This window comes from Burkholderia sp. AU19243 (assembly GCF_018148075.1).
GTDB classification, from domain to species: Bacteria; Pseudomonadota; Gammaproteobacteria; order Burkholderiales; family Burkholderiaceae; genus Burkholderia; species Burkholderia latens_A.
Genome location: NZ_JAGSTV010000004.1, coordinates 66,626 through 79,356, shown reverse-complemented (window position 1 = coordinate 79,356; position 12,731 = coordinate 66,626). Strand labels below are relative to the sequence as shown.

At 67.0% G+C, this 12,731-nt stretch carries 9 protein-coding genes; 7 read left to right on the top strand and 2 right to left on the bottom strand.

Annotated features, from left to right (window positions below):
• Positions 1-21 precede the first annotated feature (21 nt).
• Positions 22-1,227: a zinc-dependent alcohol dehydrogenase gene (locus KDW55_RS09220; RefSeq protein WP_212161257.1), complete on the bottom strand. Its 1,206-nt coding sequence runs from the start codon at positions 1,225-1,227 to the stop codon at positions 22-24.
• 517 nt (positions 1,228-1,744) lie between these two features.
• On the opposite strand from KDW55_RS09220, the gene KDW55_RS09215 reads away from it, so the two are divergent.
• The 5 genes from KDW55_RS09215 to KDW55_RS09195 all read left to right on the top strand — a co-directional run bounded on the left by KDW55_RS09215 (position 1,745) and on the right by KDW55_RS09195 (position 9,811).
• Entirely contained in the window at positions 1,745-2,812 is a 1,068-nt protein-coding gene (locus KDW55_RS09215) for a Dyp-type peroxidase (RefSeq protein ID WP_212161258.1), read from the top strand.
• A complete protein-coding gene (locus KDW55_RS09210) occupies positions 2,805-3,620 on the top strand; it encodes a family 1 encapsulin nanocompartment shell protein (RefSeq protein WP_038570567.1) in 816 nt (271 codons plus the stop codon). Before KDW55_RS09215 ends, KDW55_RS09210 begins: the two co-directional genes overlap by 8 nt.
• Before the next feature lie 103 nt (positions 3,621-3,723).
• Positions 3,724-3,993, top strand: coding sequence for a hypothetical protein (locus tag KDW55_RS09205; RefSeq protein WP_069242158.1), 270 nt, complete (start codon positions 3,724-3,726; stop codon positions 3,991-3,993).
• Positions 3,994-4,596: 603 nt separating this feature from the next.
• Positions 4,597-7,407 carry an AAA family ATPase gene (locus KDW55_RS09200; RefSeq protein ID WP_212161259.1) on the top strand — a complete coding sequence of 937 codons (2,811 nt, stop codon included), beginning with the start codon at positions 4,597-4,599 and terminating at the stop codon, positions 7,405-7,407.
• A 124-nt stretch (positions 7,408-7,531) separates the two neighbouring features.
• A complete protein-coding gene (locus tag KDW55_RS09195; protein ID WP_038570576.1) occupies positions 7,532-9,811 on the top strand; it encodes an FdhF/YdeP family oxidoreductase in 2,280 nt (759 codons plus the stop codon).
• A 146-nt stretch (positions 9,812-9,957) separates the two neighbouring features.
• Here KDW55_RS09195 and KDW55_RS09190 read toward each other — a convergent pair whose 3' ends face one another.
• Positions 9,958-11,379, bottom strand: coding sequence for a cytosine permease (locus tag KDW55_RS09190; protein WP_038570577.1), 1,422 nt, complete (start codon positions 11,377-11,379; stop codon positions 9,958-9,960).
• Here KDW55_RS09190 and KDW55_RS09185 point away from each other — a divergent pair.
• Both KDW55_RS09185 and KDW55_RS09180 read left to right on the top strand, forming a co-directional pair.
• Positions 11,378-11,653 (top strand): hypothetical protein, encoded by a 276-nt coding sequence (locus KDW55_RS09185; protein ID WP_156432165.1) that lies wholly within the window; start codon positions 11,378-11,380, stop codon positions 11,651-11,653. The two genes, KDW55_RS09190 and KDW55_RS09185, sit on opposite strands and share 2 nt — an antisense overlap.
• Positions 11,654-11,757: 104 nt before the next feature.
• Entirely contained in the window at positions 11,758-12,681 is a 924-nt protein-coding gene (locus tag KDW55_RS09180) for a LysR substrate-binding domain-containing protein (protein ID WP_038572170.1), read from the top strand.
• Positions 12,682-12,731: the final 50 nt, after the last annotated feature.

Genomic DNA, 12,731 nt, shown 5'->3' with positions numbered 1-12,731 from the left:
CTCCTTGTCGGGTTCGCCGCGTCACGGCGTCAGCTTCACTTTCATCCAGCCGGGCTCGCGCACGTCAAACGCGCGATACGCATCGATCGCGTTCGTGAGCGGCTCGCGGCGCGTGAGCACCGACGCCGGATCGAACGCGCCGCTGCGCACCAGTTCGATCAGATGCGGCGTGATGGTGCGGTGATTGCAGTTGCCCATCTTGATCGTCAGGTTGCGGTTCATTGCCTCGCCGATCGGGAATACGCGCGCCTGCGGCGGATACACGCCGATCACCGAGACCGTGCCGGCCTTTGCAACCGCCCGCACCGCCCATTGCAGCACCTGCGACGGCCCGTCTCCCGGCACCCAGTTGCGGCCATCGGGCTTGCGGCGGGGCGCCAGGGCGTCGACTTCCGCGTCGAACGCGCGCGCGGCGTCCTGGTCGGCCGCGGCCGGCCCGTGCGTCGCGCGCATCGCATCGACACCGACCGCGTCGATCACACGATCGACGCCGATCCCGCCGGTGAGCCGCAGCACCGTGTCGACCGGGTCTTCGTCGGAGAAGTCGATGGTCTCGGCGCCTTGCGCGCAAGCCATCTCCAGCCGCGACGCGATGCGGTCGATCGCGATCACGCGCCCCGCACCCATCAGCTTCGCGCTCGCGATCGCGAACTGACCGACCGGCCCGGCGCCGAACACGGCGACCGTGTCGCCGGGCTTCACCTCCGCGAGCTGCGCGCCGAAATAGCCGGTCGGAAAGATGTCGGACATCAGGATCGCGCGGTCGTCGTCGATCGCGTCGGGCAGACGGATCAGGCTCGCGTTCGCCAGCGGCGTGCGTGCGTATTCGGCCTGCAGCCCGTCGAACGGGCCCGTGCTGGCAGGACCGCCGAAGAACGCGGTGCCCGCGAGCGGGCCGCCGGGGTTCGCGACGTCGCATTGCGCGGTGTAGCCGGCGCGGCAATACGCGCAGCTGCCGCACGCGATTGTCGATGGAATCAGCACGCGATCGCCGCGCTTGAGATTGCGCACGTCGCGCCCGACCGCCTCGACGATGCCGACGCCCTCGTGACCGAGAATCGTGCCCGGCTTCATGCCGCCGAGCGTGCCGCGCACCATGTGCAGGTCGGTGCCGCAGATCGCGCTGGCCGTCAGCCGCACGACCGCGTCGGTCGGTTGCGAGACTTGCGGGTCGGGCACCGTGTCGATGCGAATGTCGCCGATGCCGTGAAAGACAACTGCTTTCATGTCAGGCCCTCCTTGTCGAAAGCGGATACGGTGGGAATCACCGTCGCGCTGTTCGAGCAAGGTGCGAGCCTGTCGATGCGGCGGGCTAGGGCCGCGCACTGCAACGCACGCTCACGCGTGCGGCGCGCTCTGCGAACCTGATTTGCCGCACGCGCAATAGCTGCTCGGAAGCACCGCGCCGCCGGCGTCAGGAGTACAGTTGCGCGCGCATTGCGCCGGATCGGACCTCGATCAACCCATTCGAATGACAGATCGTCGATACGTGTTCCAAAGACCCGCCGAAGCTGCTAGATTGCAGGCTCGACGACGTTACAGGTGCAGCAGGTCCCGCACCGGGCGAACGCGCGGCTACCTGCCTGCCTCCCTTTCGCGCCCGGCCGGCAGGCCGCCGCTGCGGCCCGTTGCGCGATGCGCGCGCAACGTCGTTCATCCGCATGTCACAAAGAGAACAGTCGCATGACACAGTCCAACCGTTCGCCCTCGCGCGCCGCGGTAGCCGCGGCCCGTCCGTTCCGACATGACTGACCGGCGGCCCGCGATGCAAACCCGTCCCCCGCTTTCCCAGGCCGTGCACAGCCCGATCACGCGCAGCGCGATCTTTCTCGTCGCAACCGTCAATCCCGGCGCCGACCGCGCCGACAGAATCCGCGGGTGGTGCGGCGACATCGCCGCGCTCGTGCGCTCGGTCGGCAAGCGCGTGCCCGAGGGCAACCTGTCCTGCGTGTGCGGCTTCGGCGCTACCGCATGGGATGCGCTGTTCGGCGAGCCGCGCCCCGCAGCGCTGCATCCGTTCCGCGAGTTCGGCGCCGGCCAGCGCGTCGCGATCGCGACGCCCGGCGACATCCTGCTGCACATCCGCGCCGATGCGATGGACCTGTGCTTCGAACTCGCGACGCAGCTGCTCAACGCGCTCGGCGACGCGGTCACGGTCGTCGACGAGGTGCACGGCTTCCGCAACTTCGACCAGCGCGCGATGATCGGCTTCGTCGACGGCACCGAGAACCCGGAAGGCCGCGAGGCGGTCGACTTCACCGTGATCGGCGACGAGGATCCGGAATTCGCGGGCGGCAGCTACGTGATCGTGCAGAAGTACCTGCACGACATGGCCGGCTGGAACGCGCTCGCGGTCGAGACGCAGGAGCGCATCATCGGGCGCACGAAGCTGTCCGACATCGAGCTCCCGCCGGACGTGAAGCCGTCGTGCTCGCACAGCTCACTGACGACCCTTGACGAAAACGGGCAGGAAGTGAAGATCCTGCGCGACAACATGCCGTTCGGCCGCCCCGGTTCAGGCGAATTCGGCACCTACTTCATCGGCTACGCGCGCTCGCCGGCGCCGATCGAGCAAATGCTCGAGAACATGTTCGTGGGTCGGCCGCCGGGCAACTATGACAGACTGCTCGACTTCAGCCGCGCGGTCACCGGCTCGCTGTTCTTCGTGCCGTCGGCCGACCTGCTCGAAGCGCTGGCCGATCGCCCTGCCCCGGCCGCCGACGCCGCGCTGCCTGTACCGTCGTCCTCCGCGCCGCATCGTGACGGCTCGCTGAATATCGGATCGCTGAAAGGAGTCAAAGCCTATGAATAACCTGCACCGCGAACTCGCCCCCATTTCGTCGTCTGCGTGGGAGCAGATCGAGGAAGAAGTCGCACGCACGTTCAAGCGCTCGGTGGCCGGGCGTCGCGTCGTCGACGTCGAGGGGCCGGCCGGCCCCGAACTGGCGGCTGTCGGCACCGGGCACCTGCTCGACGTGGCCGCACCCCGCGAGCTGGTGAGCGCGCGGCTGCGCGAAGTCCGCACGATCGTCGAGCTGACGGTGCCGTTCGAACTGAGCCGCGATGCGATCGACAGCGTCGAGCGCGGCGCGCGCGATGCCGACTGGCAGCCGGCGAAGGACGCCGCGCAGCGCCTCGCGTTCGCCGAAGACGGCGCGATCTTCGACGGCTACCAGGCTGCGGGGATCGTCGGCATTCGCGAGGGCACGTCGAACCGCAAGCTGACGCTGCCGACCGACGTCGGCGCGTATCCGGATGCGATCAGCGACGCGCTTGAAGCACTGCGGCTCGCGGGCGTCGACGGCCCGTACTCGGTCGTGCTCGGCTCTGACGCCTACACGGCGCTCAGCGAAGCGCGCGACCAGGGCTATCCGGTGCTCGGCCACATCAAGCGCATCGTCAGCGGCGAGATCATCTGGGCGCCGGCGATCAGCGGCGGCTGCGTGCTGTCGACCCGCGGCGGCGATTACGAGTTGCACCTCGGCGAAGACGTGTCGATCGGCTACACGAGCCATACCGACAAGGTCGTGCGCCTGTACCTGCGCGAAACGTTCACGTTCCTGATGCTGACGAGCGAGGCATCGGTGGCCGTGGCGCCGCAGGCCAACGCGGCGGCCTGACGTCCCGCGCCGCACGCGACGTCCGACCGGCGTCGCGCGCGCATCGGCCGCGTCGCCGGCCGCACGTTCGTCGCCGACCGAACCATCTTGCATGGAGCGAGCCATGAGCGAATCGAATGACGCATTACAGGCGCTGCAAGCATCGGTCGACAGCCTGAAGCAGGCTGTGGACGCGAACGCAAGCCGCCAGGCCGGCGACACCGCCGTGCTGTTCACCGTCGTGTCGCTGATGCTGGCCGAACTGCCGCCCGACACACGCAACCTGATCGAGGATTCGTTTTCCGTTTGGGCCAATGGTCTGCAGGACGCGGCTTTGTCGGCCGACGTGAAGCAGATCGCGCGACAGCGGCTCGCGATGACACTCTCCGACTGACGCCGGTCGCCACGGTCGCGCGCTGTCCGGCCCGTACCGTGCAACCTGTCCACTCCGCCGCCGGCATCGCGCCGCGCGTCCATCGCGGCGCGCGAGCGGCTCGCCGGGCGCCACTGCGCACATGGCCGCTTCGCGCGTTCGCGCGAATTTGCCTGCGCGGTATTTCGGCGCGCGCACGCTTGCATCCGGCATCTACCGTCATCCCGTGCGTCGACGCCGCACCGCCGTTCGCGCGCCGCGCCGCCGCGCGCATCGCCTGCCCGCGCTCACAGCACGCGTCTGCCCGCTTGTCTGTACTCTTTGCATATCGCGAGCCCCTGCATGCCAGGGTGCAATTCACGGCCGCGCCGCTGCGGAACTGTGTCTTGGAGGCCACGGGCCGATTCGCTATTTTGAAAGCAGTCGAAGTGATGCCGCGGGCTCGGTGCAGCACCGGTGTTGCCGCCGTCGAGCGACGGCCCGGTTCGTACCGACGAGCACTGCGCGATGGCGTCGGCGCGACGCGCGCGCCGCCGGCCGCGTCGTGCAGTGGACGCCCCCGTGCGCGATATCGCATCGGGACTTACCTTTCGTTCCACGTTGATTGACAGGAGCAAGACCACCATGCCCGCACTTTGCGATATCTGTCACGCCCGTCCGGCCGTCGCGCGCGCCACCGTAATGCAGGACGGCGAGCGCAAGACGATCTCGATCTGCGACTACCACTTCCGCCAGCTGATGCGGCATCAGAGCATGCTCAACCCGTTCGATTCGCTGCTGGGCGGCGGATCGCCGTCGCTGTTCGGCGCGGCGGGCGACGAGCCGCCTCTCGCCGCCGAGATTCCGCGCGAATCGGTCGACCCGACCGACGCATTCAGCGAGCAGACGCTCGAACTGCTGCAGCGCGCGGCCGAGAAGGCGCACGCGTTGCGCCGCAGCGAACTCGATACCGAACACCTGCTGTACGCGCTCGCGGACACCGACGTGTGCGCGGCGCTGCTCAAGGAGCTGAAGCTTTCCCCGCAGGACCTGAAGGCGTACATCGACGAGCACGCCCATACCGGCGCCGCGTCGCCCGACGCATCGCTCGAGAAGCTCACGATCTCGCCGCGCGTGAAGAAGGCCGTGCAGCACGCATTCCAGGCGTCGCGCGATCTCGGCCACTCGTACATCGGCCCGGAGCACCTGCTGATCGGTCTTGCGGCCGTCCCGGACAGCATCGCGGGCACGCTGCTGAAGAAATACGGCGTGACGCCGGAAGCGCTGCGCCAGAAGGTCGTGAAAGTCGTTGGCAAGGGCGCGGAAGACGGCCGCGTCGACGCGCCGACCGGCACGCCGAACCTCGACAAGTTCGGCCGCGACCTCACCGCGATCGCACGCCAGGGCAAGCTCGATCCGGTGCTCGGCCGCGCGCAGGAAATCGAAAGCACGATCGAAGTGCTCGCGCGCCGCAAGAAGAACAACCCGGTGCTGATCGGCGAGCCGGGCGTCGGCAAGACCGCGATCGTCGAAGGGCTCGCGCAGCGGATCGTGAACGGCGACGTGCCGGAAGTGCTGCGTGGCAAGCGGCTCGTCGAAGTGAACATCAACTCGATGGTTGCCGGCGCGAAGTATCGCGGCGAATTCGAGGAACGCGCGAAGCAGCTGATCGACGAAGTCACCGCGAAGCACGACGAATTGATCCTGTTCATCGACGAGCTGCACACGATCGTCGGCGCGGGCCAGGGCGGCGGCGAAGGCGGCCTCGACATCGCGAACGTCCTGAAGCCGGCGCTCGCGCGCGGCGAGCTGAGCCTGATCGGTGCGACCACGCTGAACGAATACCAGAAGCACATCGAGAAGGACGCGGCGCTCGAACGACGTTTCCAGCCGGTGTTCGTGCCGGAGCCGAGCGTCGAGCAGACGATCGTGATCCTGCGCGGGCTGCGCGACAGCCTCGAGGCGCACCATCAGGTCACGTTCGCGGACGACGCGTTCGTCGCGGCCGCCGAGTTCGCCGACCGCTACATCACCGCGCGTTTCCTGCCCGACAAGGCAATCGACCTGATCGATCAGGCCGCCGCGCGTGTGCGCATCGGCGCGACGTCGCGCCCGGTCGACATCCAGGAAGCCGAAGCGCAGATCGCGCAGTTGAAGCGCGAGCAGGACTATGCGACGTCGCGCAAGCGATTCGACGAAGCGAAGCAGTTCGACGAGCAGATCAACGCGAAGCAGAAGTCGCTCGACGAAAAGATGGAAGCGTGGCAGCGCAAGACCGGGTCCGAAACGCTGGAGGTGACGGTCGAATCGGTCGCCGAGGTCGTGTCGCGGCTGACCGGTATTCCGGTATCCGAGCTCACGCAGGAAGAGCGCCAGAAGCTGCTGAAGATGGAAGAGCAACTGCGCGAGCGCGTGGTCGGCCAGAACGATGCGGTAGTCGCCGTCAGCGACGCGGTTCGGCTGTCGCGCGCCGGCCTCGGGCAGACGCACCGGCCGATCGCGACGTTCCTGTTCCTCGGGCCGACCGGCGTCGGCAAGACCGAGCTCGCCAAGGCGCTCGCCGAGACCGTGTTCGGCGACGAGCAGGCGATCATCCGGATCGACATGTCCGAATACATGGAGCGGCATGCGGTTGCGCGGCTGATCGGCGCGCCGCCCGGTTACGTCGGCTACGACGAAGGCGGCCAGCTCACCGAGCGGGTGCGCCGTCGCCCGTACAGCGTGATCCTGCTCGACGAGATCGAAAAGGCGCATCCGGACGTCTACAACGTGCTGCTGCAAGTGTTCGACGACGGCCGGCTCACCGACGGCAAGGGCCGCGTGGTCGACTTCAGCAACACGATCATCATCGCGACGAGCAACCTCGGCGCCGCGATCATCATGGACAACCTCACGCAGCCCGAAGCCGCGCGCAAAACCGACAAAGCGATCCGCGAGCAACTGATGCAGGTGCTGAAGGGCCATTTCCGCCCCGAATTCCTGAACCGGATCGACGAGGTGATCGTGTTCCATGCACTGTCGAAGGAAAACATCCGCTCGATCGTGCAAATCCAGCTCGACCGCGTGGTGCGCACCGCCGCCGCGCAAGACATCACGCTCGTGATGGGCGACTCGCTCGTCGAGCATCTGACCGAAGCCGGCTATCAGCCGGAGTTCGGTGCGCGCGAACTGAAGCGGCAGGTGCGCCAGATCATCGAGACGAAACTGGCGAAGGAGATTCTCGCCGACAAGCTGCAGTCCGGCGATCGCGTCGAAGTCGATTACGACAAGGCGACCGACACCGTGGCGTTCAACAAGCTCGCGCCTGCGGCCAAAGATGCGAAAAAGAACGCCGACGGCAAGGCGACGCAGGAATCGTCCGATGAAAAGAACGACGGACGCGACGCCGATTCGCCGCCGCCGGCCGTGAAGAAATCCGGCAAGCAGTCGCGCTCTGCGAAGAAGGATGCGACCTGATACCAAGCGGACCCGCACCCGCGGGTCCGCATGACCGGCTGCGTCCGCGGGACGCAGCCGCCCCACGCCGCGACACGGCGCAACCCGAGCCGCCCCGCCACGGGCCCGACTGATGGAGATCCATATGACAAATCGACGCGAAGTGCCAGGCATCAGAAAATACGATGGGCCCGCCGGCGGTTGGGGCGCGCTTCGCGCGACAGCCGAAGCGGTGCGCACGCAGATGGAGACCATCGAAGCGCCGATCGTGCTGATGCGGACCAACCAGCCCGACGGCTTCGACTGCCCCGGCTGCGCATGGCCTGACAAGGAGCACAAGTCGACGTTCCAGTTCTGCGAGAACGGCGCGAAGGCCGTCACGTGGGAAGCGACGACCAAGCGCGTCACGCCCGAGTTCTTCGCATCGAACACGGTATCGTCGCTGCTGCGCATGTCCGACTACGAGCTCGAGAACATGGGTCGGCTCACGCATCCGCTCGTCTACGATCGTGCGACCGACACGTTCCGCGCGGTCGAATGGGACGACGCGTTCGCGCGCATCGGCGAAGTGCTGCGCGCGCTGCCGCCCGAGCAGGTCGAGTTCTACACGTCGGGTCGCGCATCGAACGAGGCCGCGTATCTGTATCAGCTGTTCGCACGCGAGCTCGGCACCAACAACTTCCCCGATTGCTCGAACATGTGCCACGAGCCGACCAGCGTCGGCTTGCCGCAATCGATCGGGATCGGCAAGGGCACCGTGTCGCTGGAGGATTTCGACCACTGCGAGCTGATCATCTCGATCGGCCACAACCCCGGCACGAACCATCCGCGGATGATGGGCACGCTGCACGAGTGCTCGCGCCGCAACGTGCCGATCATCGTGTTCAATCCGCTGCGCGAACGCGCGCTCGAACGCTTCGCCGATCCGCAGGACATGATCGAGATGGCGTCGTTCGGCTCGACACGGATCGCATCGACCTATTACCAGGTCGACGCAGGCGGCGATGCGGCCGCACTGAAAGGCATCATGAAGGCGCTGCTGCAACTCGAAGCCGAGCGCGGCGACGTGCTCGACCGCGATTTCATCGGTCAGCACACCAGCGGCTTCGACGCGTTCTCGGCCGACCTCGAAGCGACGTCGTGGGACGACATCGAGCGCGCAAGCGGCCTGAGTCGCGCGCAACTCGAGCAGGTCGCGCTCGCGTATGCGAAGTCGAACGCGACGATCGTCACGTACGGGATGGGCGTCACGCAGCACAACAAGGGCACCGCGACCGTGCGGCTGATCGCCGACCTGCTGCTGATGCGCGGCAACTTCGGCAAGCCGGGCGCGGGCATCTGCCCGCTGCGCGGCCACTCGAACGTGCAGGGCAACCGCACGGTCGGCATCACCGAGAAGCCGTCGCCCGAGTTTCTGCAAAAGATCGAGGACGTGTTCGGCTTCAAGCCGCCCGCGCATCACGGGCACGACGCCGTGCAGGCAATGCAGGCGATGATCGACGGCAACGCGAAGGCGCTGCTGTGCCTCGGCGGCAATTTCGCGGTCGCGCTGCCCGATCCCGAAGTGTCGTTTCCGGCGATGGCGAAGCTCGATCTGAGCGTGCATCTCGGCACGAAGCTGAACCGCTCGCATCTGCTCGTCGCGAAGGAAACCTACGTCCTGCCCGTGCTCGGCCGCACCGAGCTCGACATGCAGGCGAGCGGCCGGCAGTCGATCACGGTCGAGGACTCGATGTCGATGGTCCACGCGTCGGCCGGCAAGCTCACGCCCGCATCCGATCAGCTGCGCTCCGAACCCGCGATCGTCGCCGGAATCGCGCACGCGACGTTGCCGAACAGCAAGGTTGCATGGCTCGACCTGATCGCCGACTACGATCGCATCCGCGACCTGATCGACCGGACGGTGCCCGGCTTCGAGGCGTTCAACGAACGGATCCGCACGCCGGGCGGCTTCCGCCTGCCGCTGCCGCCGACGGAGCGCATATGGCCGACGGCGACCGGCAAGGCAATGTTCTCCGTGTACAAGGGCGTGAAGGAGGACGCGGACGTGCTCGGCGCCGAACAGGTGCTGCGGCTGATCACGCTGCGCAGCCACGATCAGTACAACACGACGATCTACGGGCTCGACGATCGCTATCGCGGCGTGTTCGGGCGACGTGACGTGCTGTTCATGAACGCGGCCGATCTCGAGAAGTACGGGCTCGAACACGGCGACCTCGTCGACATCGAGACGGTTACTGCGTCCGGCCGCACGCTGCGCCTGGAGCAGATCACCGCGATCGAGTACGACATCGCGCCGGGCTCGGTCGGCGCGTACTACCCCGAAGCGAACGTGCTCGTGCCGCTCGACTATATCGACAAGGAAAGCGGCACGCCGTCGTACAAGTCGGTGCCGGTGCGCGTCGCGCGCTCGGCGGTCGTCTGATTCGCGCGCGGGCAAGGTGGCGGCACACGCCGCGCGCTTGCCCCGCGCGCCACCACCGCACTACTGTCTCGCTGCTGTCTCGCGGCCGCCGCATCGCAACCGACGCGGCGGCCGTTTCCCTTCGTTCGCGCCGAACGCCGCCGCGCTTACCGCGCCGCCGAAGACGGCAGCTGCGCGCCCGTCTGCCGGCGCCGGTACGCGCTGTCGCGCGTCGCGAGCCAGTAGTAAAGCGGCGACGTCAGAGCGAGCCCGACGAGCCACGACAAATCCGCGCCGCCGAGATGCGCGGGAATCGGCCCCGCATACATCGGCGTGTTCATGAACGGAATCTGCACGACGATGCCGATCGCATACGCGAGCAGCGCCTGCGGATTGAAGCGTCCATACACGCCGCCGTCCGCCATGAAGATCGACTGGATGTCGTACTTGCCCTTGTGGATCACGTAGAAGTCGATCAGGTTGATCGCCGTCCACGGCACCAGCACGACGAGCAGCGCAAGCACCAGGTCGACGAGATTGCCGACGAAGTTCGTCGACGCGCCGATCGCCGCATAGCAGCAGGCGACGAAGATCACGACCGACACCGCCGCGCGCGTCTTCGCGGTCGGAATCCATTTGTATGCGAAGGTCTGCACCGACGTGATCACCGCCAGCACTGCGCCGTACAGGTTCAGCGCGTTGTGGCTGATCACGCTCAGCAGGAACAGCACCAGCATCAGCGATCCGAGCGGGCCGGTCGCCTGCTTGACCGCGTCCATCGTGTCCGCGCCGGCCGGCACCGCGAGCACCGCGACCGCGCCGAAAATGAACGCGAGCGTCGAGCCGACCGTGCAGCCGAGATAGGTCGCCCAGAACGTCGACGCGACGCCGACGTCTTCCGGCAGATAGCGCGAATAGTCCGACACGTACGGTGCGAACGCGATCTGCCACAGTGCGGACAGCGACACCGTCGCGAGCCAGCCCGCGAAGTCGAAGCCGCCGCGCGTGAGGAAATCGCTCGTGCTCACGTGCGACAGGATCATCCAGAAGCCGACGAGAATGCCGACGCCGAGCACCCACGTGCCGATCCGGTTCAGGATGTGGATGAACCGGTAGCCGACGATCCCGATCAGCCCCGAGCCCACCGCGCCGATCACGATGCCCACCGGCACCGGCACCGACGATGCGATCCCGTGCACCGACTTGCCGGCCAGCACGATGTTCGACGCGAAGAAGCCGACGTACATCACGGCCGCGATCACCGTGACGAGCAGCGCGCCCCACGAACCGAACTGCGCGCGGCTCTGGATCATCTGCGGGATGCCCATCTGCGGACCCTGCGCCGAATGCAGCGCCATCAGCACGCCGCCGATCGCCTGGCCGACGACGATCGCGACGATTGCCCACATCAGGTTCAGGTGGAAAAGCTGCACGCCGAGCGCGCCGGTCACGATCGGCAGCGGCGCGATGTTGCCGCCGAACCAGAGCGTGAACAGGTCGCGCACCTTGCCGTGGCGTTCTGCGGGCGGCACGTAGCCGATCGTGTGTTTCTCTATCATGGGGGACGCGTTGCGGTCCGCGGTCGTCATGGCGAAGTCTCCTGTGCTGCGCGGCGAGGCGCGCGTGCCGTTTCAGCCGGTGCGCGCCGGTGGCGCGCGCCTGCAATCGGGTCCGGATACGCGCGCATGCGCGATGACGTCGAGCGACGCGTCATCGCGCATCGATTGCCGGGACGAAGCAGCCTGTCCCCGCCAGTGCATGCGCGTTTTTGTCGCGATCCGGATTGGAGACGATGGTGCGCCACGCATGCGGCGGCCGGAAAATACTAAAAATATTTCCGAGACATACGAAAAAGCTCTGTAGCGGAATTTTCGGCGCGGCGCGTCTTCGGGTAAGGTGCTACGCGAAACGATGGACGGAATGCGCCCCGTCGCGGCACGCCGCGGGGGCCGGTATCAGAGGTGCTCGTGGCTCACTACACTTTGCGGCAACTGAAATATTTCGTGACGACGGTGGAATCCGGCAGTGTCGCCGAGGCGTCGCGCCAGCTGTTCATTGCACAGCCGTCGATTTCCAGCGCGATCAAGGGGCTCGAAGAGAGCTTCGGCGTGAAGCTGTTCATCCGCCATCACGCGCAGGGCGTGTCGCTGACACCGAGCGGCACGCGCTTCTACCGCAAGGCGCAGGAGCTGCTGCGCATCGCGCACGAATTTGAGCAGAACGCGCTCGCCGACAACGACGTCGTCAGCGGCCAGATCGACATCGGCTGCTTCGAGACCGTCGCGCCGCTCTATCTGCCGCAACTGATCGCCGGTTTTCGCGAGCGCTATCCGGGCGTCAACATCCGGCTGCGCGACGGCGACCAGCAGGAGCTCGTGCAGGGGCTGACGGCCGGCACGTTCGATCTCGCGTTCCTGTACGACCACGATCTCGACGGCACGATCGAGACCGAACCGCTGATGCCGGCGCAGCAGCCGTACGTGCTGCTGCCGGAGAATCACCGGTTCGCGGACCAGTCGCACGTATCGCTGCGCGATCTCAGCGTCGAGCCGATGATCCTGCTCGACGTGCTGCCGAGCCGAACGTACTTCGTCAGCCTCTTTCACGAGCTCGGACTCACGCCGAACATCGTGTTCGCGTCGCCGTCGATCGAGATGGTGCGCGGGATGGTCGGCCAGGGGTTCGGTTTCTCGCTGCTCGTCACGCGCCCGCATTCCGAATACACGTACGACGGCCGGCGCGTCGTGACGATCGGCCTCAGCGAAACCGTGAGCCCATCCGGGCTCGTCAGCGCGCGGCTCAAGCGCGGACAGCTGACGAAGCAGGCGCAGTCGTTCGTCGAGTTCTGCCGCGAACGGCTCGCGCAGATCGTCGGCGAATCGGAGCGATAAACACGCGCACGCGCCGCAGCGCGGCGGCGTGCGGTGCGTCGTTGGACGGC